Source organism: Serratia sp. DFXYC6 (genome assembly GCF_057196085.1).
This window is the reverse complement of record NZ_JBXUNV010000007.1, coordinates 84,776-109,672: the sequence shown is the minus strand read 5'-3', so window position 1 is coordinate 109,672 and position 24,897 is coordinate 84,776. Positions and strand designations below refer to the sequence as shown.

Genomic DNA, 24,897 nt, shown 5'->3' with positions numbered 1-24,897 from the left:
CTGCACGCATTTTTTATGCTTTGGCATTGAAGTGATATCAATAATGACACTGAAATGGAGGGCAGAACCAGAATGGAGGAAGAGCATGGAAAAGCATGAACACTATACCTATCGCATCACCTGGTCAGCGGAAGATCGTGAATATGTCGGGCTGTGCGCCGAATTCCCCTCTCTGTCCTGGCTGGCCGCCACGCGTACTGGCGCACTGGAGGGCATCGAAAGAGTGGTGAGCGAAACGATCGCCGATATGCTGGCGCAAGGCGAAACGCCGCCGCAGGCGCTGGCGGAAAAGAACTTCAGCGGCAAACTGGTACTGCGCATGACGCCGGAACAGCATCGCCGGCTGGCGATTGGCGCGATGGAGGAAGGCGTGAGCCTGAACCGTTATCTGTGCGCCCGCCTGGCGGGGTAGAGGTTCAAGGGCGGCGCCAGGCCGCCCTTGTCGTCGTCAAGCCAAACGCTGTTTCGCTGCGGCGATTGCCGCGGCGACCTGCTGCGGCGCAACGCCGCCTTTGGCCGCACGTTTGTCCAGGCAGGATTGCAACGCCAGGATCGGGTAGACATCGTCAGCGATCGTCGCGCTGAACTGCTGCAAATCCGCCAGCGGCAGCGCTTCCAGCGGTTTGCCCTGGCGAATCGCTTCTACCACTGCCTCACCGACGATATGGTGCGCTTCGCGGAACGGCACGCCCTTGGCGACCAGGTAATCCGCCAGCTCGGTGGCGTTGGCATAGCCCTGCTCCGCCGCTTCCTGGCAGCGCGGGCGCTTCACCTGAATGCCGTCCAGCACCAGCGCCGCCATCTGCAGGCAGTCCATCCAGGTGTCGAGCGCGTCGAACAACCCTTCTTTGTCTTCCTGCATGTCTTTGTTGTACGCCAGCGGCAGGCCTTTCAGCGTCATCATCATGCCGGTCAGCGCGCCCTGTACGCGGCCGCACTTGCCGCGGATCAGCTCCAGCGCGTCCGGGTTTTTCTTCTGCGGCATCAACGAAGAGCCGGAGGTCACGCGGTCGGACAGCTCGACAAACGCCGCCTCGCCGCTGTTGAAGAAGATCAGATCTTCGGCGAAGCGCGACAGATGCACCATGCTGATGGCGGCGTTGGACAGCAGCTCCAGCACGTGATCGCGATCGGATACGCTGTCCAGGCTGTTGCGGGTCGCCGAGGCGAAGCCCAGCCAGCCGGCCAGTTGCTCGCGATCGATAGGATAAGCAGTGCCGGCCAGCGCGCCACTGCCCAGCGGGCTGACGTCCAGCCGTTTCAGGGTATCCTGCAGGCGGCTTTCATCGCGCGCCAGCATCTCGACATAGGCCAGGCACCAGTGCGCGAAAGTCACCGGCTGCGCGCGTTGCAGGTGGGTATACCCCGGCATCACCGCATCCTGGTTGGCTTCGGCGGTCTCCACCAGCGCCTGCTGCAGCTGGACGATCGCCTGATGCAGATCGCCTATTTGCTGTTTGCACCACAGCTTCAGATCGGTCGCGACCTGATCGTTGCGGCTGCGGCCGGTGTGCAGCTTCTTGCCCAAATCGCCGACCTTCTCGATCAGCTTCTGCTCCACCCAGCTGTGGATGTCTTCGGCATCGCTTTGGACGATCGCCAAAGGCTCGGCCTGGACTTCCTTCAGTAGCGCATTCAGCGCCAGCTCCAGCTGCTGTTGCTCCGTTGCCGTCAACACGTTAACGGTCACCAGCGCCTTCGACCAGGCCACCGAGCCCACGATATCCTGCTCCGCCAGGCGATAATCGAACCGCAGCGAATCGTTGAGTTGCTTGAACCGCTGATCCGCCGCCTGAGTGAACCTTCCGCCCCAAAGTGCCATACCTTACTCCTGAATTTTTATGCGAAAGGGCGCAGCATGCTGCGCCCTTGCAGAGTCACGCCAATCGGTTATTTATTCTTTTTCTCATTCAACGCGCGGATGCGTGAAGACAGAGAGAACAGGCGGATAAAGCCGCCCGCGTGGCTGTGATCGTAAACTTCGTCTTCGCCGAAGGTGGCGAACTCTTCGGAGTACAGGCTGTTGGCGGATTTTTTCTGGGTCGCCGTCACCTGGCCTTTGTACAGCTGCAGCACCACTTCACCGTTCACCTCTTCAGCCAATGCTTCGGCAGAGGCCTGCAGCGAGCGGCGCAGCGGCGCGAACCAGCGGCCGTCATACACCACATAGGACATCTCCAGGCCCAGCTGCTCGCGCCATTTGAAGCTGTCGCGATCCAGCACCAGCTGCTCGATGGCGCGCAGCGCCGCCACCATGATGGTGCCCCCCGGGGTCTCATAGCAGCCGCGGGATTTGATGCCCACCAGACGGTTTTCCACGATGTCGATCCGGCCGACGCCGTGCTTGGCGCCCAGCGCGTTCAAGGTTTCCAGGCACTGGTAAGGCGACAACGCTTTCCCGTTAACCGCCACAACGCGGCCTTTCTCAACGGTGACGGTCACCTGCTCAGGCTGATCCGGCGCTTCCTGCGGATCGACGGTCCATACCCAGCAATCCTTGTTCGGCGCATTCCACGGGCTTTCCAGCACGCCGCCTTCGGTGGAGATGTGCCAGGCGTTCTCATCGCGGCTGTAAATTTTCTCCAGCGATGCGGTGGTCGGGATATTGCGCTCTTTCAGGTAATCCAGCAGCGCTTCACGGGAACGCAGGTTCCACTCACGCCACGGCGCCACCACTTTCAGCTGCGGCGCCAGCGCGGTGTAGGTGGTTTCGAAACGCACCTGATCGTTGCCTTTGCCGGTTGCGCCGTGGCACAGCGCGTCCGCGCCCACTTTCAACGCCAGCTCGACCTGCGCCTTGGCAATGATCGGCCGCGCCATCGAGGTGCCCAGCAGGTAGCTGCCTTCGTACAGGGCGCCGGTCTGCAGCACCGGATAAACGTAATCGCGGATAAATTCTTCACGCAGATCGACCACGTGACATTCAGAGGCACCGGACTGCAGGGCTTTTTGCTCCACGCCTTCCAGATCGCTGCGCTCCTGGCCGATGTCCGCCACGAACGCCACCACTTCACAGCCGCCGTAGTTCTCTTTCAGCCATGGAATGATGGCCGAGGTATCCAGGCCGCCGGAGTACGCCAGAACGATTTTTTTGATGCCTTGGTTTTGCATGATCTATTCCTTTCTAATTCTAAAATTAAGCGAGGATCCGGGTGCCAATCGACACGCCGTTAAACAAAGCAGGAAGCTGATCGGCATGGCGCCAGCTGGCGATATCCACCGGGCGGCCGAGGGTGCGGGCGGCGTCGAGCGCCGCATTCACCTTCACCACCATACCATCGGTGATGATGCCTTGCGCGATCAGTTGTTCCGCTTTTTGCGCCGTCATTTCCGCAATGCGTTGGCCCTTGCCGTCGAGGATGCCGCTGACGTCCGACAGCAGGATCAGATCCGCCCCCAGCGTCGCGGCCAGCGCCGTCGCCGCCTGATCGGCGTTCACGTTCATTAACTGCCCTTCGGCGGTGATGCCGATGGAGCTGATAACCGGCAGGTAGCCGGCGCCCAGCAGGGTATTGAGCAGCGCGGGCGAGCCGGGCTGCGCGTTGCCGACGTGGCCCAATGCCGGATCGAGCGGGGTCACGACCGCGCTGCCGCCGTCCGCCAGGCTCAGGCCGACAGCGTTGATTTGGTGTTTAATCGCCCACGCCAGCAGCGTTTTGTTGGCGGTGCCAGCCAGCGCGCCGGTGATGATGTCGATCTGATCGGCCGGCGTGACCCGCAGGCCGTTCTTTTTCACCACCGGCAAAGCGAGCTGCTTCATCAGTTCGTCCACCACGCAGCCGCCGCCGTGCACGATCACCAGCGGGCGCTGGTGCTGCTGCCGATAGCTGTCCAACGCGGTAAACAGACGCTCCAGCGCTTCTTCACTGTCTAATAACACGCCACCTAACTTGATAATTAACGGGTTCATTGCTGTTTACTCACGCTGGTTTAAAGGAGTGATTGGGTTTCCGGGAAGCCGAAACGGATATTCAGGCATTGCACCGCCTGCGCCGCCGCGCCTTTCAGCAGGTTATCTTCCGCCGCCACGGCGATCAGATGCTCGCCCTGCACCGCAAAACCGATGTCGCAGAACGGCAGCCCCACCACCGCTTTCAGCGCCGGCACGCCCTGGTCGTACAGCCGCACCAGCGGCTTGTCGTCATAGGCGGCATGATAGGCGGCGGCCACGTCCTGCGCGGTCACGCCGGCTTTCAGGCGGCAGGTGATGGTTTCAAGAATGCCGCGCGGGAAATTGCCCAGGTGCGGCGTAAAGATAACCGGCACGCCCAGGTGCGCGGCGATCTCCGGCTGGTGCCGGTGAGTGAAAATACCGTACGGCTGCAGGCTCACTTCGCAGAAGCTGGTGGTCATGCTGGCCTTGCGCCCGGCGCCGCTGACGCCGCTGGTGGCGTTGATCACCGGCCACTGGTCGAGGTTCAGCAGTTGCTTTTCGATCAACGGTTTCAGCGCCAGCTGCGCCGCCGTCGGGTAGCAGCCCGGCACGGCGATCAGCTGCGCCTGTTTGATCTTGTCGCTCTGCCACTCCGCCAGGCCGTACACCGCCTGCTCCAGCAGGGCGCCATGCTGATGCTCGAAACCGTAGTACTGGGTATAAAAACCGGCGTCCTGCACGCGGAAGGCGCCGGACAGATCGAACACCACGCAGCCTGCCGCCAGGAAGGCCGGTGCGATATCGTGGCTGACTTCATGAGCGGTGGCGAGGAACACCACGTCGATGCCCTGCGCCGCCTTGGCGACGTCGGTCAACGGCTGCAGCGGCAGATCGACGATGCCTTTCAACTGGGGATGGAGATCGGAAAGCAACTTTCCTGCATCTGCACTTTGCGCTGAAACCGCTAAAGCGGTTATGTTCATGTGTGGGTGGCGATTCAGGTAAGCCGTGAGCTCCGCTCCGGCGTAACCGCTGGCACCAACGATCAGCGTATTCAACATGTGGCCTTTCACCTTCTAAACTGACGTGCGGTCGCTTGCGACCCAGGTAACAGGGCTAGCCAGCGTTGTTGCGCCGTTCACCCACGGAGCCAGGCGTTGATGCTTTTATAAACATCCGGGCATCGGGTTCCCTTACGCTTCGGCTTACTGTATTTTTATTCAAAATAAATGCATGAATATTGATACTATCCTAACCAAAGGCTGTCAACAGTGAAGATGAAATTACCTCCATTTATTGAGCTGTACCGGGCGTTGATCGCCACTCCGTCAATCAGCGCCACCGATGCCGGCCTCGATCAGAGCAATGAGGCGTTAATCAACTTGCTGGCCGGATGGTTTGCCGACCTGGGCTTCCGAGTCGACGTGCAGCCGGTGCCGGAGTCGCGCCACAAATTCAACCTGCTGGCCAGCATTGGTGAAGGCAGCGGCGGCCTGCTGCTGGCCGGCCACACCGATACGGTGCCTTACGACGAAGGCCGCTGGACGCGCGATCCCTTCACCCTGACCGAGCACGACAACAAGCTCTACGGGCTGGGCACCGCCGACATGAAAGGCTTCTTCGCCTTTATTCTGGACGCGGTGCGCGACATCGACGCGAGCAAGCTGACCAAGCCGCTGTACATTCTGGCGACCGCAGATGAAGAAACGACGATGGCCGGCGCGCGTTATTTCGCCGCCTCCACCGCCATTCGGCCGGATTTCGCCATCATCGGCGAGCCGACCTCGCTGCAGCCGGTGCGCGCGCACAAGGGCCACATGGCCAACGCCATTCGCATCGTCGGCCAGTCCGGCCACTCCAGCGATCCGGCGCGCGGCGTCAACGCCATCGATCTGATGCACGAGTCCATCGGCCGCCTGATGGAGCTGCGCAAAACCCTGCAGGAGCGCTACAACAATCCGGCGTTCGCCGTGCCTTATCCCACCATGAACTTCGGCCATATCAGCGGCGGTGACGCGGCCAACCGCATCTGCGCCTGTTGCGAGCTGCACCTGGATATCCGCCCGCTGCCCGGCATGACGCTCGACAACATCAACGAACTGATGCATCAGGCGCTGGAGCCGGTGAGCCAACGCTGGCCGGGCCGCCTGACCATCGAAGAGCTGCACGCGTCGGTGCCGGGCTACGAGTGCCCGACCGACCACCGCATGGTGGCGGTGATCGAGGAGCTGCTGGGCACCCGCACGCAGGTGGTCAACTACTGTACCGAGGCGCCGTTCGTGCAACAGGTATGCCCGACCCTGGTGCTCGGCCCCGGTTCCATCGATCAGGCCCACCAGCCGGACGAGTACATCGATACCGCGTTTATCGAACCGACGCGCAAACTGCTGGGCCAGCTGGTCAGTCACTTTTGCCGGCAATAAACCCGACATTTAACAGGGGAAATGCCTTATGCTTTCCCCTACCTCAAAATAAGTAGAAAACGGCGAAATAAGCCGTGCTGATAACCGACGAGGCGTAATTAAATTTCAGAAAATGCGCCGATTTTGATGTTTTTTTGCTAAAAATAGTGTCAATTGACGATTGGACAGGAACGCGATGTGATCAGGCTGGCGGTCTGCGCCTGACGCGTGAAATTTATTTACAAGATAAAAATCATACAGAACTGGGTCAGGGGTTATATGAACGAACAATATTCGGCAATGCGCAGTAATGTCAGTATGCTCGGCAAATTGCTCGGCGATACCATCAAAGAAGCGCTGGGTGAGCATATTCTCGATCGCGTTGAGACCATCCGTAAGCTTTCCAAATCCTCACGCGCCGGCAACGAAGCGCATCGCCAGGAGCTGCTCTCCACCCTGCAGAACCTATCCAACGACGAGCTGCTGCCGGTGGCGCGCGCCTTCAGCCAGTTCCTCAACCTGACCAACGTCGCCGAGCAGTACCACAGCATTTCGCCCAACGGCGAGGCCGCCAGCAACCCGGAAGCGCTGGCGCAGCTGTTCAGCCGTCTCAAAGACAAAAAGCTCAGCGACAAAGAGCTGCAGCACGCGGTGTCGCAACTTTCCATCGAGCTGGTGCTGACGGCGCACCCGACGGAGATCACCCGCCGCACCCTGATCCACAAGCTGGTGGAGGTCAACACCTGCCTCAGCCAGCTCGATCACAACGATCTGGCCGACTACGAGCGCAACAAGATCATGCGCCGCCTGCGCCAACTGGTGGCCCAGTCGTGGCACACCGATGAAATTCGCAAACACCGCCCTTCCCCGATCGACGAAGCCAAATGGGGCTTTGCGGTGGTGGAAAACAGCCTGTGGGAAGGCGTGCCGGCGTTCCTGCGCGAATTCAACGAACAGCTGGAAAACTCCATCGATTACAGCCTGCCGGTGGAAGCGGTGCCGGTGCGCTTCACCTCCTGGATGGGCGGCGACCGCGACGGCAACCCGAACGTCACCGCCGAAATTACCCGCCATGTGCTGCTGCTCAGCCGCTGGAAAGCCTGCGACCTGTTCACCCGCGACATCCAGGTGCTGGTCTCTGAACTGTCGATGACCGAATGCACCCCGGAGCTGCGCGCCCGCGCCGGCGGCGATGAGGTGCAGGAGCCGTACCGCGAAATCATGAAGCAGCTGCGCAGCCAGCTGATGAGTTCCCAGGCTTATCTTGAAGGCCGCCTGAAGGGCGAGCGCGTGCTGAAGCCGCACGACCTGCTGGTGAACAACGAGCAGCTGTGGGAGCCGCTGTATGCCTGCTACCAGTCGCTGCAGGCCTGCGGCATGGGCATCATCGCCAACGGTCAACTGCTGGATACCCTGCGCCGCGTGCGCTGCTTCGGCGTGCCGCTGGTGCGCATCGATGTGCGCCAGGAAAGCACCCGCCATACCGAAGCCATCGCCGAGCTGACCCGCTATCTGGGGCTGGGCGACTATGAAAGCTGGTCGGAAGCCGATAAACAGGCGTTCCTGATCCGCGAACTGAACTCCAAACGCCCGCTGGTGCCGCTGAAGTGGCAACCGAGCGCCGACACGCAGGAAGTGCTGGAAACCTGCCGGGTGATCGCCGAAGCGCCGCAGGGCTCGATCGCCGCCTACGTGATTTCGATGGCGCGCACGCCTTCCGACGTGCTGGCGGTGCACCTGCTGCTGAAAGAGGCCGGCTGCCCGTTCGCGCTGCCGGTCGCTCCGCTGTTCGAAACCCTCGACGATCTGAACAACGCCGACGACGTAATGACCCAGTTGCTGAATATCGACTGGTATCGCGGCTTTATTCAGGGCAAACAGATGGTGATGATCGGCTATTCCGACTCGGCGAAAGACGCCGGCGTGATGGCCGCTTCCTGGGCGCAGTACCGTGCGCAGGACGCGTTGATCAAAACCTGTGAAAAAGCCGGCGTGGCGCTGACGCTGTTCCATGGGCGCGGCGGTTCCATCGGCCGCGGCGGCGCACCGGCGCATGCGGCGCTGCTGTCGCAGCCGCCGGGCAGCCTGAAGGGCGGCCTGCGCGTCACCGAACAGGGCGAGATGATCCGCTTCAAATTCGGCCTGCCGGAAGTCACCATCAGCAGCCTGGCGCTGTATGCTGGGGCGATCCTCGAGGCCAATCTGCTGCCGCCGCCGGAACCGAAGAAAGAATGGCGGGCGTTGATGGACGACCTGTCCGAGACCTCCTGCCGGATGTATCGCGGCTACGTGCGTGAAAACCCGGACTTCGTGCCTTACTTCCGCGCGGCCACGCCGGAACTGGAGCTGGGTAAACTGCCGCTGGGCTCGCGCCCGGCCAAACGCAAGCCGAACGGCGGCGTAGAGAGCCTGCGCGCCATTCCGTGGATCTTCGCCTGGACGCAGAACCGCCTGATGCTGCCGGCCTGGCTCGGCGCCGGCGCCGGATTGCAGGAAGCGGTGAAGGCCGGCAAACAGGCGGAGCTGGAGGCGATGTGCCGCGACTGGCCGTTCTTCTCCACCCGCATCGCCATGCTGGAAATGGTGTTCGCCAAGGCCGACCTATGGCTGGCGGAATACTACGATCAGCGCCTGGTGGATAAATCGCTGTGGCCGCTGGGCCAACAGCTGCGCGATCAGCTGGAAAGCGACATCAAGGTAGTGCTGACCATCGCCAACGATGCGCATCTGATGGAAGACCTGCCGTGGATCGCCGAATCCATCGCGCTGCGCAACGTCTATACCGACCCGCTGAACGTCCTGCAGGCCGAACTGCTGCACCGTTCGCGCCAGCAGGAGCAGCCGGACGCCCGCGTCGAGCAGGCGCTGATGGTCACCATCGCCGGCGTCGCCGCCGGGATGCGCAACACCGGCTAGTGAGCCTAATCGCGGCCCCGTTTATCGGGGTCGTTTTTTTATGCCTTCCCCCACAAAAAAAGGGCGCCGCGGTAAAGCGACGCCCTTTTTCAATGGAACAAGCCCGTCAGGCGGCGGCCACCGGGCGCACGCCCAGCGTGTGGCAGATGGCGTAGCTCATCTCGGCGCGGTTCAGCGTATAGAAGTGGAAATCTTTCACCCCTTCGCGGCTGAGGATCTTCACCATGTCCATGGCTATGTTGGCGCCGACCATTTTGCGGGTCTCCGCATCGTCGTCCAGCCCTTCGAACATGCTGGTCATCCAGCTTGGCACCCGCACGTTGGTCATGGTGGCGAAGCGCTGCAGCTGCTTGAAGTTGGACACCGGCAGAATGCCCGGCACGATTTCCACGTCGATACCGGCGGCGACGCAGCGGTCGCGAAAGCGCAGGTAGCTCTCGACGTCGAAGAAGAACTGAGTGATGGCGCGGCTGGCGCCAGCGTCGATCTTGCGCTTCAGGTTAATCAAATCCGCCTGGGCGCTCTTCGCCTCCGGGTGCACTTCCGGGTAGGCGGCGACGGAAATATCGAAGTCGCCCACGTCTTTCAGCAGCGCCACCAGATCGGTCGCGTACATGTCCGGCTTGCCGCCGCCCGGCGGCAGATCGCCGCGCAGCGCCACGATATGGCGAATGCCGCTGTTCCAGTAATCGGTCGCGATGTCGCGCAGCTGCGCCGGGCTGGCGTCGATGCAGGTCAGGTGCGGTGCCGCCTCCAGGCCGGTGCGCTCCTTGATCCCCTTGATGATGCTGTGGGTGCGATCGCGCTCGCCGGAGTTGGCGCCGTAGGTGACGGAAACGAATTTGGGTTTAAGGATGCTCAGACGATCGATCGACTGCCACAGGGTCTCTTCCATCTCGCTGGTGCGTGGCGGGAAGAACTCGAATGATACGTTAATCTGGCCGTTCAACTCCGCCAGACTCTGATTCAGCGCTTCCCGCTGGTTTGCGTGGAAAAAACTCATACCCTGCTCACCTCTTCTCGATCACTGTTTTTATTTCATCTTGATGAGCGTCTATACGTTTAGACGTCTAGATAGAAAATGCCGCATGTTGGCTAAAGAGTCAACAGGAAAATGAGGGGAATAAGATGATTAATCCTCACCCGCTCAAAGAGGAAATTTCATGACAGCGGCAGGGATAAGTATGGCAGGAAAAGCAAAGGGGCGCGGTGAACCCGCGCCCGCAGAGGATTAAAGCAGCTGCGCCAATCGGTTAAGGTCTGACTGGATCGCGCCGGCGGTCACGTCGCGGCCGGCGCCCGGCCCGCGGATCACCAGCGGATTATCGCGATACCAGCGGCTTTCGATGGCAAACACGTTGTCGCACGGCAATAGCGAGGCCAGAGGATGCTCAGGGCGCACCGCCTCCACGCCGACCCGCGCCTTGCCGTTGGCGTCGAAACGCGCCACGTGGCGCAGCACCAGGCCCATTTCGCTGGCGGCCTCAAAGCGCTGCTGCATCTGCTGGTTCAGCGCCTCGCCGTTCTCGAAGAACTGATCGACGGAGCCCAGCTCGCACCCCGCCGGCACCAGCGACTCGACCCGCACCTGGTTCGGTTCGATGTCGTAGCCCGCCTCGCGCGCCAGGATCACCAGCTTGCGCATCACGTCCTGGCCGGAGAGATCGACTCGCGGATCCGGTTCGGTCAGCCCCTGCTGCCAGGCCTGATCCACCAGCTCGGTGAACGGCACCGTGCCGTCATACTGCAGGAACAGCCAGGAAAGCGTGCCGGAGAAGATGCCGCTGATCGCCAGAATGCTGTCGCCGCTGTCGCGCAGATCGCGCACCGTGTGGTTGACCGGCAGGCCGGCGCCGACGGTGGCGTTGTACAGCCAGTGGCGGCCGGTTTTGGCGAAGGCGTCGCGAATTTGGCGATAGCTGTCGCTGCACGAGGCCCCCGCCAACTTGTTGGCGCTGATCACGTGGAAACCGTAGCTGGCGAAATCCAGATACTGCCCGGCCAGCTCTTCGCTGGCGGTCACGTCGAGCACCACCAGATCGTCGAACGGGTGCGCGCGCATCCACAGGAACAGCGATTCTTCATCCAGCTCCTGCGCCTCATCCTCAAAGAATGCCAGCGCGCGGCTGGCGTCCAGCCCGTCATAGTTCAGCAGGCTGCGGCGGCTGTCCACCACCCCCGCCAGGATAAATTCGAAGCCGCTGCGCGCGGAGATATTGGTCTGCTCACGGGCGAACAGCTCCAGCCAGCGCGACCCGATATTGCCCTTGCCGAACAGCACCAGACCGATGCGCTTCTCGGCGCGGAACAGGCTTTGGTGCAGCCCCTGGATCAGCAGCGCGGTCGGCCCCTGGCGCAATACCGCCACCAGGCTGATGCCATCTTCCGCCTGCCAGATGAACTCGACCGGCTGATCTTTCAACTGCTGATAGAAACGGTGGCTGTGCAGCGGGTTCTTGCACACCCCGGCGCCGACCATCGCCACCAGCGCCAACCCTTCACGCAGGCGCAGCTCGCCTGGCAGCGCCGCGGCCTGCAGCATCACCAGCGCGCTGTTGACCACCTCGGAGGTGTAGCACAGCTGCACCAGGTTGCGGTCAGGGTGGATGCCCACCGCCAGCGGTTTGATCTGCGCGCGCTTGAGCACCAGATCCAACTCTTTCTGCGCCAGTTTGAAGTCATGCTGAGCGGCAACGTGCAGTTCAATCAGGCACACATCGTCGTGGCTGGTGACAATCTTGGCGCCGGTGCCGGACGCCAATACGCGCTCGATGCGCGTCGAGCCCTGCTCCGGCTGATAGCTGCAGCGCAGCTGAAGATCGATATCGCTGCCGGAGACCGGCTGCAGGGTGCGGGTGTGCAATACCGGCGCCGCCAGGCGCGCCAGCTCGCTGGCTTCGTCCAGACGCAGCAGCGGCAGCAGGCAGGCGTCTTTCACCTTGCGCGGATCGGCGCTGTATACCCCGGCCACGTCGCTCCAGATGGTGACGCGCGCAGCGCCGGCCAACGCGCCGACCTGAGTGGCGGAGTAGTCGCTGCCGTTACGCCCCAACAGCACGGTTTCCCCGGCGTCGTTGCGCGAAATGAACCCGGTCACCACCAGGCGTTTGCCCGGATGTTGAGCCATCAATTGCTGCAGCAGCGGGTAAGAACGGCCTTCATCCACCTGCGGCTGCGCGGCGCGCTCAGCGCGCAGGAAATCACGCGCGTCCAGCCAGGCCGCCTGCATATCCAGCTGATTAAGCACCGCCGCCATCAGGCGCGCCGACCAGATCTCGCCGTGCCCGACCACTTCGGCATAGCATACCTCGTCGACGTTGCCGTCCAGCAGCGCCGCCAGACGTTCCAGATCCTGAATGAACTCGGCGATCAGCGGCTCGGCGCTTTCCGGCGGCAACAGGCCGCTGATAAGATCGCTGTGATAGCGACGCAACGTCTGCTGCACCTGATGCGCAGACAGGCGATCGCTCTGGCTGAGCTTCAGCCAGTTGATCAACTGGTTGGTGGTACTGCCGGCGGCCGATACCACCATCATGTCGCCCGGCTGGCTGTATTCCGCCATAATCCCGGCCACACGCAGATAACACTTCACATCCGCCAGACTGCTGCCGCCAAACTTGTGCAGTTGACGCCCGCTCACCGGCCCTGCTACAGCAATTGCATTCATGCTTACCTCGTTGCCGCCGCCTGGAAAGCGCGTTCCAGATCGGCAATCAAATCTTCACTGTCTTCAATACCCACGGAAATGCGCAGCAGGCTCTCGGAGATGCCGGCCGCTGCCCGCGCCTCCGCCGCCATGCCGGCGTGAGTCATGGTCGCTGCATGCGAGATCAGGCTTTCTACGCCGCCCAACGATTCTGCCAGAGTAAACAGCTCAAGGGCAGAGAGAAAACGGCGCAGCACCGCTTCATCGCCGTCCAGTTCAAAACTCAGCATCGCGCCGAAACCGCGCTGCTGACGGCGGGCGATCTCATGCCCCGGATTCTCCGGCAGGGAGGGATGATACAGCTTTTTCACCAGCGGTTGCTGCTGTAAATAGTCAACAATCGCTTCAGCGTTTTGTTGCGCCGCCTTGATGCGCGGCGACAGCGTGCGCATGCCGCGCAGCAGCAGATAACTGTCGAACGCGCCGCCGGTCACGCCAATGTTGTTTGCCCACCAGGCCAACTCGACCGCCAGCTCGGGATCTTTGGCAATCACCGCCCCGGCCACCACGTCCGAATGCCCGTTCAGGTATTTGGTGCAAGAATGGACCACCAGATCGGCACCGAGTTCGATCGGCTGTTGCAGGGCCGGGCTGAGGAAGGTGTTGTCCACCACCGTCAACGCGCCCGCCGCATGCGCGGCAGCGCAGATCGCCGCGATGTCCACCACCCGCAGCAGCGGATTGCTGGGGCTTTCTATCAGCACCAGCTTCGGCTTCTGCGCCAGCGCCTGCTGCAGGGCTTCTTCATTACCCTGATCGACGAACAGCACGCGATAGGCGCCGCGCTTGCTCAGGCTGTCGAACAGCCGATAGCTGCCGCCGTAGCAGTCGTGCGGCGCCACCAGCAGATCGCCGGGCTTCAACAACACGGTGGTCACCAGATGGATCGCCGACATCCCGCTACCGGTCATCACCGCGCCGGCGCCGCCTTCCAGCTCCGCCAACGCGCGCTGCACTACGTCGCGCGTCGGGTTGCCGCGGCGCGAGTAGTCATGGGCTCGGGGTTGGTTGAAGTCGGTAAAGTTATAGGTGCTGGACAAATGAATCGGCGGGACAACGCAGCCGTACTGTTCGTCGTCGTTCAGGCCGCTGCGTACGGCAATCGTGGCTGGTTTACGCGTCATGGGCTCGCTCGGCTCTCGGTTCGGTGGATGAGGCCTAAAGAGTAATCGCAGGATTGATAGACGTCAATACATCTGGACATCTAAACTTCTTTGCGTATAGATTGAGCAATGACACAATACCCGCTAAAATTATGCCGATATGACATGACGATAAGATGTTAAGCGGCAATGCCTGGCCGAAGCGGGGCATTCAGTGACCCTGGTCGCGTAAAATTGACATTTATTTAGTGAGAACAGTGAAGATCGGGCATAATTGGCCGGTTTTTAGAATTTTGTAATTTTTCTGACAAAGTTAAGGTGTCCCATGGCTGAGTGGAACGGCGAGTATGTCAGCCCTTACGCTGAACACGGTAAAAAAAGCGAGCAAGTCAAAAAGATCACGGTATCCATTCCGCTGAAGGTCCTGAAAATCCTTACCGACGAACGGACCCGTCGCCAGGTGAACAACCTGCGCCACGCCACCAACAGCGAACTGCTGTGCGAAGCGTTTCTGCATGCCTTTACCGGCCAGCCGCTGCCGAACGATGAAGACCTGCGCAAAGAGCGCAGCGATGAAATCCCGGAAGCCGCAAAAGCGTTGATGCGCGAACTGGGTGTCGATCCCGATACCTGGGAATATTGAGAACCGCCCGGCGAACGCCGGCGGCAGAAAAGAAAAAAGGCGCCCAGGGCGCCTTTTTCATCGGTCGATAAGAAATCTTATTTCTTAGCGCCTGGTACGCTGAAACGCTTGTTGAAGCGGTCAACGCGGCCACCGGTAGCAACGTCACGCTGCTTGCCAGTGTAGAACGGGTGGCATGCGCCACAAACGTCCAGGTTCAGATCGTGGCCCACGGTGGAGCGGATCTTCATCACGTTACCGCAAGAGCAGTTAGCAGTAACTTCTTCGTATTTTGGGTGGATACCTTGTTTCATGGGAAACCTCAGTTAAGGCCGTGTCGCTATCCAGCCCTGTTTCGCCAGACACCACACGTGGTTGATAATAGAATTTTGGTATCGAATTATACCAAAGGCGGCAAATTATACAGCATTAGTCGGGGCGCGCAATCGGAACCGTACATTTGCCGATGCGCCGTGTAAACTGATGCCCACTTTTTTTCAATTTGGATGAGATCATGCCCGTCGTACACGTTGCTTTGCCGGTCCCCCTCGCCCGCACCTTCGACTATCTGCTGCCGCCCGGCATGCAGCCGGTGGCCGGCGCGCGCGTGGGCGTGCCCTGGGGCAGGCAGCATGCAATCGGCATCGTCACCGGCTGCAGCGACACCAGCGAACTGCCGCTGGACAAGCTCAAACCGATCGACAGCGTGATCGACACCGAGTCGCTGTTCTCTCCCAGCCTGTGGCGCATCCTGCGCTGGGCCAGCGATTACTATCACTATCCCATCGGTGAAGTGCTGTTCCATGCGCTGCCGATCCTGCTGCGCCAAGGCAAACCGGCCGAGGCCGCGCCGTTGTGGCAGTGGTTCGCCACCGAAGAGGGGCGCGCCACGCCGCCCGAAAGCCTGAAACGCGCGCCGAAACAGCAGCAGGCGCTGGCGGCGCTGTTGCAACGCCCGGTCTATCGCCATCAGGTCAGCCAGCTTGAGCTGACGGAAAGCGCTCTACAGGCGCTGCGCGCCAAAGGGCTGATCGACCTGCGCGCTCAGGTCGCGGCCACGCAGGACTGGCGCCCCAATTTCGCGGTGCTTGGCGAGCGGCTGCGGCTGAATACCGAACAGGCCACCGCCGTCGGGGCGATCAGAAGCGAGGATGAGCAGTTCGCCGCCTGGCTGCTGGCCGGGGTCACCGGCTCCGGCAAGACCGAGGTGTATCTCAGCGTGCTGGAGAACGTGTTGGCCAAAGGCCGGCAGGCGCTGGTGCTGGTGCCGGAAATCGGCCTGACGCCGCAAACCATCGCCCGCTTTCGCGAGCGCTTCAACGCGCCGGTGGACGTGCTGCACTCCGGGCTGAACGACAGCGAACGGCTGGCGGTTTGGCTGCGCGCGCGCAGCGGCGAAGCCGCGATCGTCATCGGCACCCGCTCGGCGCTGTTCACGCCGTTCCGGCAACTGGGCGTAATCATCATCGACGAAGAGCACGACAGCTCTTATAAACAGCAGGAAGGCTGGCGCTACCATGCCCGCGATCTGGCGGTGTTTCGCGCCCGGGAAGAGGACATCCCGATGGTGATGGGCTCCGCCACGCCGGCACTGGAAACGCTGCACAACGTGCAGCTGGGCAAATATCGCCAGTTGAAGCTCACCCAACGCGCGGGCAACGCCAAACCGGCGGCGCAGCACCTGATCGATCTGAAAGGGTTGCCGCTGAAGGTCGGCCTGTCACAGCCGCTGTTGAAGAGCATGCAACACCATTTAAAAGCCGGCAACCAGGTGATGCTGTTCCTCAACCGCCGCGGTTACGCCCCGGCGCTGCTGTGCCACGAGTGCGGTTGGATCGCCGAATGCCAGCGCTGCGATCACTACTACACCTTCCACCAGCATCAGCGCCAGCTGCGCTGCCACCACTGCGACAGCCAGCGACCGGTGCCGCACCAGTGCCCGCAGTGCGGCTCCACCCACCTGGTGTCGGTGGGCGTCGGCACCGAACAGCTGGAACAGGAGCTGGCGCCGCTGTTCCCCGACACGCCGATCACCCGCATCGATCGCGACACCACCAGCCGCAAAGGGGCGCTGGAGCAACACCTGGCGGATATTCATCGCGGCGAAGCGCGCATTCTGATCGGCACGCAGATGCTGGCCAAGGGCCACCACTTTCCCGACGTCACGCTGGTGGCGTTGCTGGACGTGGACGGCGCGTTGTTCTCCGCCGACTTCCGCTCCGCCGAGCGTTTCGCTCAGCTGTATACCCAGGTCTCCGGCCGGGCGGGCCGCGCGGGCAAACAGGGTGAAGTGCTGCTGCAAACCCACCACCCGGAGCACCCGCTGCTGCAGGTGCTGCTGCAACAGGGTTACGACGCCTTCGCCAAACAGACGCTGGCGGAGCGCAACAGCGTGTTTCTGCCGCCCTACACCAGCCACATCATCGTGCGCGCCGAAGATCACGATAACCAACAGGCCCCGTTGTTCCTGCAGCAGCTGCGCAATCTGTTGGAAGCCAGCCCGCTTAAGGACGATTCGCTGTGGGTGATGGGCCCGGTGCCGGCGCTGCAGTCCAAACGCGGCGGCCGTTTCCGCTGGCAGCTGCTGCTGCAGCACCCGACGCGGCGCGTCCTGCAACAGCTGATGAAAAGCTCGCTGCCGCTGATCGGCACCCTGCCGCAAACGCGCAAGGTGAAATGGACGCTGGATGTCGATCCGATCGACAGCTGATCCCGGAAAAGTCCGATTTAGCTGCCGCAGTGCAAACGTTTACCCTTGAAATTGCGAGCGAACGCTAAAAAACCTTCTCAGGTCACATTTTTTATGCAAATTAGGTAACAAAGGCGGGGCGTATTCTGTTTAGAATGTCTGCGAGGGCAAATTTTGTCGCCACATCGCAGCGCGACGGAGTGCCCGAACGCGAGTGGCGCTCAATGACAACAATCTCGCCACCGCATGCCGGACATTGTGAGCAAACAGCAGTAGTGGCGTCGGCATGGGGCTGACGCAAGGAGAAAGGCGTTGGAACACAAGAAAGAGTTATCCATGGCGACCATGAAAGACGTCGCCGAAATGGCGGGCGTTTCAACGGCTACCGTATCGCGTGCGCTGATGAACCCGGAAAAGGTGTCAACGCCAACGCGCCAGAAAGTGGAACAGGCCGTGCTGGCCGTGGGTTATTCTCCTCATGCTCTGTCACGCAATATCAAACGCAACGAATCCCGCACCATCCTGGTGATCGTGCCCGACATCTGCGATCCGTTTTTCGCCGATGTGATCCAGGGGATCGAACAGACCGCGGCCCAACAAGGTTATCTGGTGCTGATCGGCGACTGCGCTCAGCAAAATCAGCAAGAGCGCACCTTCGTCAATCTGATCATCACCAAACAGATCGACGGTATGCTGCTGCTGGGCTCCAACCTGCCGTTCGACGCCAGCAAGGAAGAGCAGCGCAACCTGCCGCCGATGGTGATGGCCAACGAGTTTGCCCCTGAGCTGGAACTGCCGACGGTGCACATCGATAACCTGACTGCCGCCTTTGAAGCCGTGCATTATTTGCATCAATTGGGCCACCGGCAGATCGCCTGCGTCGCCGGGCCGGAACAGATGCCGCTGAGCCATTATCGGCTGCAGGGTTACGTTCAAGCGCTACGTCGTAATGGCATTACCGTCGAAAGCAGCTATATTACCCGGGGTGATTTTACCTACGAAGCCGGCGCGCAAGCGCTGACGGCGCTGATGGCTCAGCCGAAACCGCCGACGGCGGTGTTCTGCCACAGCGACGTCATGGCGATCGGCGTGCTGTCCCAGGCGAAGAAAATGGGGCTGCGGGTACCGCAGGATCTGTCGATCGTCGGCTTTGACGACCTCAAGCTGGCGCAGTATTGCGATCCGCCGCTGACCACGGTGGCGCAGCCGCGCTTCCAGATCGGCCAGCAGGCGATGTTGCTGCTGCTGGAGCAGTTGAACGGCCAAACGGTGGCCAGCGGCTCCCGGCTATTGGACAGTGAATTGATTATCAGAGGCAGCACCGCTGCCCCGAAACGCTAGTCAAATATTTTAGGGTTCAGTAACATGACGGACTTATCCTCTCATCAGGACACAGCGGAATAATAGTGGCACAAAAAGACTATGTAAGCCGTGGGCGCGCAGCAGGAGCTAAGCGTAAAACCCCCAGCCGTAAAAAACGCAGTTCTCCGAAGGTTTCCAAAACCGTGCTGGCGTTAGCCGCCGCGTTGCTGGTTGTCTTTGTCGGTGGCCTCTATTTCATTACGCACAACAAGCCGGAAGACGCGCCGTTGTTGCCTGCGCACACCACTCGCCCGGGCAACGGCCTGCCGCCGAAGCCGGAAGAGCGCTGGCGCTATATCAAAGAGCTGGAAAACCGGCAGATCGGCGTGCAAACCCCGACCGAACCGACGGCCGGCGGCGAGCTCAATTCCAAAACTCAGCTGACCGCCGAACAGCGGCAGTTGCTGGAACAAATGCAGGCCGACATGCAGCAGCGTCCGACGCAGCTGAATGAAGTGCCGTATAACGATCCGGGCCAGGCCAACGCGCGCAGCAACCGCCAGCAGCAGCAGATGCAACAACAGCAAATGCAGCAGCAGCCGGTACAGCAACAGCAGCAGGTCGCTCAGCCGCCGCGCAACCCGTTCAACAGCGGGGCCACCACCGCGCCGGTGCAGCAGCAGCAGCAGCACCAGCAGCCGAAGCCGGCCACCCAGCAACCGGTGCAGGTGAAACAGCCTGAGCCGAAGCCGCAACCGAAGCCGGAGCCCAAACCGGAAGTGAAACAGGAAACGGCCAAGCAGGAAACCAAGCCGGAATCGAAACAGAAGTGGATGGTGCAATGCGGTTCGTTCCGCGCCACCGATCAGGCTGAATCCGTGCGGGCGCGCCTGGCGTTCGAAGGCATCGAGAGCCGCATCACCGCCGGCGGCGGCTGGAATCGCGTAGTGCTCGGCCCCTACAGCAGCCGCGCCGCAGCGGACAAAACCCTTTCGCGCCTGAAGGGCGTCGGCATGTCGAGTTGCATTCCCCTCTCCGTTGGGGGTTGAAAAGCGTCAATCCCCCCCCATCTATACTCTCAATATGCCTCGTAGCGTCTGTGAAAGCAGGCGCTGCGGGGACTTCTTTCCGTCTTTAACGAGGGTCTGCTCGTGACAACAATTGTAAGCGTACGCCGCAACGGCCAGGTCGTCATCGGTGGTGATGGCCAGGCAACCCTGGGTAATACGGTGATGAAGGGTAACGTCAAGAAAGTGCGTCGCCTGTATAACGACAAAGTGATCGCCGGTTTCGCCGGTGGCACCGCTGACGCCTTCACGCTGTTTGAACTGTTTGAACGCAAACTGGAAATGCATCAGGGCCACCTGGTGAAAGCCGCCGTCGAGCTAGCGAAAGACTGGCGCACTGACCGCATGCTGCGCAAGCTCGAAGCGCTGCTGGCGGTCGCCGATGAAACCGCCTCGCTGATCATCACCGGCAACGGCGATGTGGTGCAGCCGGAAAACGATCTGATCGCCATCGGCTCCGGCGGCCCGTACGCCCAGGCTGCCGCCCGCGCCATGTTGGAAAATACCGAACTGAGCGCCCGCGACATCGTTGAGAAATCTCTCAACATCGCCGGCGACATCTGTATTTACACCAACCATTTCCACACCATTGAAGAATTGCCTTCCAAAGCGTAAGGATCGAATACCATGTCTGAAATGACCCCGCGCGAGATCGTCAGCGAACTGGACAGCTATATCATTGGCCAAAACAAGGCCAAACGCGCTGTCGCCATTGCCCTGCGCAACCGCTGGCGCCGGATGCAGCTCAACGAGATGCTGCGTCACGAAGTGACCCCGAAAAACATTCTGATGATCGGCCCGACCGGCGTCGGTAAAACCGAAATCGCCCGCCGTCTGGCGAAGCTGGCCAACGCGCCGTTCATCAAGGTTGAAGCCACCAAGTTCACCGAAGTGGGCTATGTGGGCAAAGAAGTGGACTCCATCATCCGCGATCTGACAGATGCCGCCATCAAAATGGTGCGCATGCAGTCGATCGAGAAAAACCGCACCCGCGCCGAAGAGTTGGCCGAAGAGCGCATTCTCGACGTGCTGATCCCGCCGGCCAAAAACAACTGGGGCCAGCCGGAAGAAAATCAGGAACCGTCCGCCGCCCGCCAGGCATTCCGCAAGAAACTGCGCGAAGGCCAGCTGGATGACAAAGAGATCGAAATCGATCTGGCCGCCGTGCCGATGGGCGTGGAAATCATGGCGCCTCCAGGCATGGAAGAGATGACCAACCAGCTGCAGTCGATGTTCCAGAACCTCGGCGGCCAGAAGCAAAAACCGCGCAAGCTGAAGATCAAAGAAGCCTTCAAGCTGCTGGTGGAAGAAGAAGCCGCCAAGCTGGTGAACCCGGAAGAGCTGAAAGAGCAGGCGATCGAAGCGGTTGAGCAGCACGGCATCGTGTTTATCGATGAGATCGACAAAATCTGTAAGCGCGGCGGCCAAAGCTCCGGTCCGGATGTCTCGCGTGAAGGCGTGCAGCGCGATCTGCTGCCGCTGGTGGAAGGCTGCACCGTGTCCACCAAGCACGGCATGGTGAAGACCGACCACATCCTGTTCATCGCTTCCGGCGCGTTCCAGACCGCCAATCCGTCGGATCTGATCCCGGAACTGCAGGGCCGTCTGCCGATCCGCGTTGAGCTGCAGGCGCTGACCACCGAAGACTTCGAGCGCATCCTGACCGAGCCGAGCGCGTCGCTGACCGAGCAGTACAAAGCGCTGATGGGCACCGAAGGCGTCAACATCGAGTTCACCGCCGACGGCATCCGCCGCATCGCCGAAGCCGCGTGGCAGGTCAACGAAAGCACCGAGAACATCGGCGCGCGTCGTCTGCACACCGTGCTGGAGCGTCTGATGGAAGATATTTCCTACGATGCGAGTGAAATTAATGGCCAATCCATTACAATTGATGCGGATTACGTGCGCAGTCATCTGGATGAACTGGTGGCGGATGAAGATTTGAGTCGTTTTATCCTATAATCGCTCAATCATTGTCTTGTCAGTCATCTGTGTGGGAGGCATTGCCTCCCACAATTATTTCTAACGGACACCGCAACTTACTGACAGAAGCGAAACATGAGCTCATCAACCTCCACCACCCCGATTTCCGCCTGGCTCGAAAGTCTACGCCCCCGCACCCTGCCGTTGGCCTTTGCCTCCATCGTGGTCGGCTCGGCGATCGCCGCCTGGCACGGCAGCCTGAAACCAGAAGTGGCGCTGCTGGCGCTGTTGACCGCCGGCCTGCTGCAGATCCTCTCCAACCTGGCGAACGACTACGGCGATGCGGTCAAAGGCAGCGACAAAGAAGATCGCATCGGGCCATTGCGCGGCATGCAGAAAGGCATGATCACCCAGGCGCAGATGAAACGGGCGCTGGTGGTGACGGTGGTGCTGATCGCCATCGCCGGCTGTTCGCTGATCGCCGTCGCCTGCGAGCAACCCAGCGACGTGGTGGGTTTCCTGGTGCTGGGCGGGCTGTCCATCGTGGCGGCCATCACCTATACCGTTGGCAACAAGCCCTACGGGTATTTGGGGCTGGGCGATATCTCGGTGCTGGTGTTCTTCGGCTGGCTGAGCGTGGCCGGTACCTACTATCTGCAGACGCACACCTTCGACAGCGTCGTGATGCTGCCCGCCACCGCCTGCGGCCTGCTGGCGACGGCGGTGCTCAACATCAACAATCTGCGCGATATCGAAAGCGATCGCGAAAACGGCAAGAATACGCTGGCGGTGCGTCTCGGCCCGCACAAGGCGCGCATTTACCATGCCCTACTGCTCGGCGGCGCAGTGCTGTGTTTCGCGCTGTTCACGCTGTTCAACCTGCACAGCCCGTGGGGTTGGCTGTTCGTGCTGGCGATCCCGCTGCTGGCGCGCCACGGCCTGCGCGTGCTGCGCGATCCGACGCCGGTAGGCATGCGGCCGATGCTGGAGCATATGGTCAAGGCGGCGTTGCTGGCCAATCTGCTGTTCGCCATCGGCGTGGCGCTCAGTTAAAAACTGATGATTTTGCCAACAGGGCGAATAAAGGGATATACTGAACATTCCAGCGGCAAACAGACGTAAAATCCTATGAAATACGATACTTCCGAACTTTGCGACATCTATCATGAAGAGGTGAACGTTGTTGAACCTCTGTTCTCCAATTTTGGCGGGCGTACTTCATTTGGCGGGCAGATCACCACGGTGAAATGCTTTGAGGATAACGGCCTGTTGTTCGATCTGCTTGAAGAAAACGGCCGCGGCCGCGTGCTGTTGGTCGACGGCGGCGGTTCGGTACGCCGGGCGCTGATCAACGCCGAACTGGCGCGCCTGGCCGCCCAGAACGAATGGGAAGGCATCGTGGTGTACGGCGCGGTGCGCCAGGTGGACGATCTGGAAGAGCTCGACATCGGCATTCAGGCGATGGCGGCAATCCCGGCGGGTGCCGTGAGCGAAGGCGTGGGCGAAAGCGATATCCGCGTCAACTTCGGTGGCGTCACCTTCTTCTCCGGCGACCACCTGTATGCCGACAACACCGGCATCATCCTCTCCGAGGATCCGCTCGACATCGAGTGATTTTCGGACATGAAAAAGGGCGCCTCAGGCGCCCTTTTCGTTGCTGCATGGCGTGAGAATCAGACCTCTTCCATTTTGCCCAGCAGCGCGCGCAGGCGATCTTGCCATACGTGCTGTTCTTCTTTCAGCTGTTGGTTTTCGCGCACCAACGCTTCGTGGTTGCCGGAGGCAGCCTGAACTTCCTGCGACAGAGAGTTGTTTTTGTCTTTCAGCTCTTCAATTTCCATCTGCAACAGGGTGATGGTATCAATCGCCTGCTGTACTTTTGCTTCCAGTTTCTCAAATACTTCAAATGACATGCTTCAGTCCCCTCATGATAGCAAGGCGTACATCTATAAGTAGCGGCCGCAACGTCGGCTGCAGCTACTGCGAATATTGCATCGCGCTCAGTGACGCGCGCCATTACGAAAGGCGCGCCGGTCTCGATTCGTTAAAAACGATTGTAAGTAGCCAGTCTCCGCCTGTCTAGCAACATACCGGATCATCGCGCAGTCTGTTGCAATTTTCCTGCCCTCGCCATCAGTAAAAACTGAAAATCCCCGTCGGCGCCGCCACGAGTTGTTAACGCCCCTCGCTAAACCACTGGTCAGATCACACTTTTATGGCTCAGAAAGAACACTAAACGACGCGAAATCGCTCAATTTTATGACGCGCCACACACATTTTGATTTCGCTATTTCTCGTTTATGTTCGTTAACGATAAATTTACATCACGTCCTCATTCAATAATTGGACGAGATGAAAAAACTGTGCCCATAGGCCAGATGTATACCTGGCTGAGCCTATAAACCAACAACCGCCGTTTTGCAGGACACCAACATTATGAGCCAAACCACCAGTCCGACATTAAAAGGCCAGTGCATCGCCGAGTTCCTCGGCACGGCGCTGCTGATCTTCTTTGGCGTAGGCTGCGTTGCCGCGCTGAAACTGGCGGGCGCCAGCTTCGGCCAGTGGGAAATCAGCATCATTTGGGGCCTGGGCGTCGCCATGGCCATCTATCTGACCGCCGCCATTTCCGGTGCGCATCTCAACCCGGCGGTCACCCTCGCCCTGTGGCTGTTCGCCTGCTTCGACGGGCGCAAAGTGGTGCCTTACATCATTGCGCAGATCGCCGGCGCCTTCTGCGCCGCGGCCTTGGTCTACGGGCTGTACTACAATCTGTTCTTCGACTTCGAAGCGGCCCACCACATGGTGCGCGGCAGCAACGAAAGCCTCGAACTGGCAGGCATCTTCTCGACTTACCCTAACGCGCACATCTCGGTCGGCCAGGCCTTTCTGGTAGAAATGGTGATCGCTGCAATCCTGATGTGCCTGATCCTGGCGCTGACCGACGACGGCAACGGCATTCCGCGCGGCCCGCTGGCGCCGCTGCTGATCGGTATTCTGATTGCCGTGATCGGCGCCTCCATGGGACCATTGACCGGCTTTGCGTTGAACCCGGCGCGTGACTTCGGGCCGAAACTGTTCGCCTACCTGGCCGGCTGGGGCAAAGTCGCCTTCACCGGCGCACGCGACATCCCGTACTTCCTGGTGCCGATCTTCGCCCCTATCGTCGGCTGTGGCTTGGGCGCTTTCGGTTACCGCGCGCTGATTGGCCGCCACCTGCCGTGCGACGTCTGCGTGACGGAAGAAGAGCCCGACGCCAAGACCCAGCAGCGTAAAGCGTGATGGGTGCAGTT

At 60.8% G+C, this 24,897-nt stretch carries 21 protein-coding genes; 12 read left to right on the top strand and 9 right to left on the bottom strand.

Features of this window, described 5'->3' with window-relative positions:
• Window positions 1–85: 85 nt before the first annotated feature.
• The gene (locus AC2CGQ_RS23945; RefSeq protein ID WP_015379405.1) at window positions 86–412 is read left to right on the top strand and encodes a type II toxin-antitoxin system HicB family antitoxin; all 327 of its coding nucleotides are present in this window, start codon (window positions 86–88) and stop codon (window positions 410–412) included.
• 36 nt (window positions 413–448) lie between these two features.
• On the opposite strand, the gene argH is transcribed toward AC2CGQ_RS23945, so the two are convergent.
• The 4 genes from argH to argC form a co-directional block, all read right to left on the bottom strand.
• Window positions 449–1,822 (bottom strand): argininosuccinate lyase, encoded by a 1,374-nt coding sequence (argH, locus tag AC2CGQ_RS23940; protein ID WP_033631318.1) that lies wholly within the window; start codon window positions 1,820–1,822, stop codon window positions 449–451.
• Between the two features lie 68 nt (window positions 1,823–1,890).
• Window positions 1,891–3,111: an argininosuccinate synthase gene (locus AC2CGQ_RS23935; RefSeq protein WP_004931061.1), complete on the bottom strand. Its 1,221-nt coding sequence runs from the start codon at window positions 3,109–3,111 to the stop codon at window positions 1,891–1,893.
• A gap of 25 nt (window positions 3,112–3,136) precedes the next feature.
• The gene (gene argB / locus AC2CGQ_RS23930) at window positions 3,137–3,910 is read right to left on the bottom strand and encodes an acetylglutamate kinase (RefSeq protein ID WP_016929723.1); all 774 of its coding nucleotides are present in this window, start codon (window positions 3,908–3,910) and stop codon (window positions 3,137–3,139) included.
• A gap of 20 nt (window positions 3,911–3,930) precedes the next feature.
• On the bottom strand, window positions 3,931–4,935 hold the full coding sequence (gene argC, locus AC2CGQ_RS23925) for an N-acetyl-gamma-glutamyl-phosphate reductase (protein WP_004931065.1): 1,005 nt from the start codon (window positions 4,933–4,935) through the stop codon (window positions 3,931–3,933).
• Between the two features lie 216 nt (window positions 4,936–5,151).
• Here argC and argE point away from each other — a divergent pair, with 216 nt between their 5' ends.
• Window positions 5,152–6,297, top strand: a complete 1,146-nt coding sequence (gene argE, locus AC2CGQ_RS23920; RefSeq protein ID WP_033631320.1) for an acetylornithine deacetylase — start codon at window positions 5,152–5,154, stop codon at window positions 6,295–6,297.
• A 258-nt stretch (window positions 6,298–6,555) separates the two neighbouring features.
• Window positions 6,556–9,192, top strand: coding sequence for a phosphoenolpyruvate carboxylase (gene ppc, locus AC2CGQ_RS23915; protein WP_004931070.1), 2,637 nt, complete (start codon window positions 6,556–6,558; stop codon window positions 9,190–9,192).
• 106 nt (window positions 9,193–9,298) lie between these two features.
• On the opposite strand, the gene metF is transcribed toward ppc, so the two are convergent.
• From metF to metB, 3 genes are all read right to left on the bottom strand, one after another.
• Entirely contained in the window at window positions 9,299–10,195 is an 897-nt protein-coding gene (gene metF / locus AC2CGQ_RS23910) for a methylenetetrahydrofolate reductase (RefSeq protein ID WP_004931071.1), read from the bottom strand.
• Window positions 10,196–10,423: 228 nt separating this feature from the next.
• Window positions 10,424–12,859 carry a bifunctional aspartate kinase/homoserine dehydrogenase II gene (locus AC2CGQ_RS23905; RefSeq protein WP_166445492.1) on the bottom strand — a complete coding sequence of 812 codons (2,436 nt, stop codon included), beginning with the start codon at window positions 12,857–12,859 and terminating at the stop codon, window positions 10,424–10,426.
• A 2-nt stretch (window positions 12,860–12,861) separates the two neighbouring features.
• Complete coding sequence (gene metB, locus AC2CGQ_RS23900; protein WP_015379413.1) at window positions 12,862–14,022, bottom strand: cystathionine gamma-synthase; 1,161 nt, start codon at window positions 14,020–14,022, stop codon at window positions 12,862–12,864.
• A 304-nt stretch (window positions 14,023–14,326) separates the two neighbouring features.
• On the opposite strand from metB, the gene metJ reads away from it, so the two are divergent.
• The gene (gene metJ, locus AC2CGQ_RS23895; RefSeq protein ID WP_004931076.1) at window positions 14,327–14,644 is read left to right on the top strand and encodes a met regulon transcriptional regulator MetJ; all 318 of its coding nucleotides are present in this window, start codon (window positions 14,327–14,329) and stop codon (window positions 14,642–14,644) included.
• A 77-nt stretch (window positions 14,645–14,721) separates the two neighbouring features.
• Here metJ and rpmE read toward each other — a convergent pair whose 3' ends face one another.
• A complete protein-coding gene (gene rpmE / locus AC2CGQ_RS23890) occupies window positions 14,722–14,937 on the bottom strand; it encodes a 50S ribosomal protein L31 (RefSeq protein WP_004931078.1) in 216 nt (71 codons plus the stop codon).
• A 200-nt stretch (window positions 14,938–15,137) separates the two neighbouring features.
• Between rpmE and priA the strand changes: the two genes are divergently transcribed.
• From priA to rraA, 7 genes are all read left to right on the top strand, one after another.
• The gene (priA, locus tag AC2CGQ_RS23885; RefSeq protein ID WP_004931080.1) at window positions 15,138–17,333 is read left to right on the top strand and encodes a primosomal protein N'; all 2,196 of its coding nucleotides are present in this window, start codon (window positions 15,138–15,140) and stop codon (window positions 17,331–17,333) included.
• A gap of 291 nt (window positions 17,334–17,624) precedes the next feature.
• A complete protein-coding gene (cytR, locus tag AC2CGQ_RS23880; protein ID WP_004931082.1) occupies window positions 17,625–18,653 on the top strand; it encodes a DNA-binding transcriptional regulator CytR in 1,029 nt (342 codons plus the stop codon).
• Between the two features lie 65 nt (window positions 18,654–18,718).
• Window positions 18,719–19,663 carry a cell division protein FtsN gene (ftsN, locus tag AC2CGQ_RS23875; RefSeq protein ID WP_166445493.1) on the top strand — a complete coding sequence of 315 codons (945 nt, stop codon included), beginning with the start codon at window positions 18,719–18,721 and terminating at the stop codon, window positions 19,661–19,663.
• 102 nt (window positions 19,664–19,765) lie between these two features.
• Window positions 19,766–20,296 carry an ATP-dependent protease subunit HslV gene (hslV, locus tag AC2CGQ_RS23870; protein ID WP_004931085.1) on the top strand — a complete coding sequence of 177 codons (531 nt, stop codon included), beginning with the start codon at window positions 19,766–19,768 and terminating at the stop codon, window positions 20,294–20,296.
• A gap of 12 nt (window positions 20,297–20,308) precedes the next feature.
• Window positions 20,309–21,643, top strand: coding sequence for an ATP-dependent protease ATPase subunit HslU (gene hslU, locus AC2CGQ_RS23865; RefSeq protein ID WP_033631324.1), 1,335 nt, complete (start codon window positions 20,309–20,311; stop codon window positions 21,641–21,643).
• A gap of 96 nt (window positions 21,644–21,739) precedes the next feature.
• Complete coding sequence (locus tag AC2CGQ_RS23860; protein WP_033631325.1) at window positions 21,740–22,657, top strand: 1,4-dihydroxy-2-naphthoate polyprenyltransferase; 918 nt, start codon at window positions 21,740–21,742, stop codon at window positions 22,655–22,657.
• Window positions 22,658–22,732: 75 nt separating this feature from the next.
• The gene (gene rraA, locus AC2CGQ_RS23855; RefSeq protein ID WP_004931090.1) at window positions 22,733–23,218 is read left to right on the top strand and encodes a ribonuclease E activity regulator RraA; all 486 of its coding nucleotides are present in this window, start codon (window positions 22,733–22,735) and stop codon (window positions 23,216–23,218) included.
• Between the two features lie 59 nt (window positions 23,219–23,277).
• On the opposite strand, the gene zapB is transcribed toward rraA, so the two are convergent.
• A complete protein-coding gene (gene zapB / locus AC2CGQ_RS23850) occupies window positions 23,278–23,517 on the bottom strand; it encodes a septal ring assembly protein ZapB (protein ID WP_004931092.1) in 240 nt (79 codons plus the stop codon).
• 523 nt (window positions 23,518–24,040) lie between these two features.
• Between zapB and AC2CGQ_RS23845 the strand changes: the two genes are divergently transcribed.
• Window positions 24,041–24,886, top strand: a complete 846-nt coding sequence (locus tag AC2CGQ_RS23845) for an MIP/aquaporin family protein (RefSeq protein ID WP_004931095.1) — start codon at window positions 24,041–24,043, stop codon at window positions 24,884–24,886.
• The last annotated feature ends 11 nt before the right edge of the window (window positions 24,887–24,897 follow it).

Bases quoted from the DNA above. Each gene is read 5' to 3' on its own strand.
- AC2CGQ_RS23945 (WP_015379405.1), top strand. From the start codon at position 86: ATGGAAAAGCATGAACACTATACCTATCGCATCACCTGGTCAGCGGAA.
- argH (WP_033631318.1), bottom strand. From the start codon at position 1,822: ATGGCACTTTGGGGCGGAAGGTTCACTCAGGCGGCGGATCAGCGGTTC.
- AC2CGQ_RS23935 (WP_004931061.1), bottom strand. From the start codon at position 3,111: ATGCAAAACCAAGGCATCAAAAAAATCGTTCTGGCGTACTCCGGCGGC.
- argB (WP_016929723.1), bottom strand. From the start codon at position 3,910: ATGAACCCGTTAATTATCAAGTTAGGTGGCGTGTTATTAGACAGTGAA.
- argC (WP_004931065.1), bottom strand. From the start codon at position 4,935: ATGTTGAATACGCTGATCGTTGGTGCCAGCGGTTACGCCGGAGCGGAG.
- argE (WP_033631320.1), top strand. From the start codon at position 5,152: ATGAAATTACCTCCATTTATTGAGCTGTACCGGGCGTTGATCGCCACT.
- ppc (WP_004931070.1), top strand. From the start codon at position 6,556: ATGAACGAACAATATTCGGCAATGCGCAGTAATGTCAGTATGCTCGGC.
- metF (WP_004931071.1), bottom strand. From the start codon at position 10,195: ATGAGTTTTTTCCACGCAAACCAGCGGGAAGCGCTGAATCAGAGTCTG.
- AC2CGQ_RS23905 (WP_166445492.1), bottom strand. From the start codon at position 12,859: ATGAATGCAATTGCTGTAGCAGGGCCGGTGAGCGGGCGTCAACTGCAC.
- metB (WP_015379413.1), bottom strand. From the start codon at position 14,022: ATGACGCGTAAACCAGCCACGATTGCCGTACGCAGCGGCCTGAACGAC.
- metJ (WP_004931076.1), top strand. From the start codon at position 14,327: ATGGCTGAGTGGAACGGCGAGTATGTCAGCCCTTACGCTGAACACGGT.
- rpmE (WP_004931078.1), bottom strand. From the start codon at position 14,937: ATGAAACAAGGTATCCACCCAAAATACGAAGAAGTTACTGCTAACTGC.
- priA (WP_004931080.1), top strand. From the start codon at position 15,138: ATGCCCGTCGTACACGTTGCTTTGCCGGTCCCCCTCGCCCGCACCTTC.
- hslU (WP_033631324.1), top strand. From the start codon at position 20,309: ATGTCTGAAATGACCCCGCGCGAGATCGTCAGCGAACTGGACAGCTAT.
- AC2CGQ_RS23860 (WP_033631325.1), top strand. From the start codon at position 21,740: ATGAGCTCATCAACCTCCACCACCCCGATTTCCGCCTGGCTCGAAAGT.
- rraA (WP_004931090.1), top strand. From the start codon at position 22,733: ATGAAATACGATACTTCCGAACTTTGCGACATCTATCATGAAGAGGTG.
- zapB (WP_004931092.1), bottom strand. From the start codon at position 23,517: ATGTCATTTGAAGTATTTGAGAAACTGGAAGCAAAAGTACAGCAGGCG.
- AC2CGQ_RS23845 (WP_004931095.1), top strand. From the start codon at position 24,041: ATGAGCCAAACCACCAGTCCGACATTAAAAGGCCAGTGCATCGCCGAG.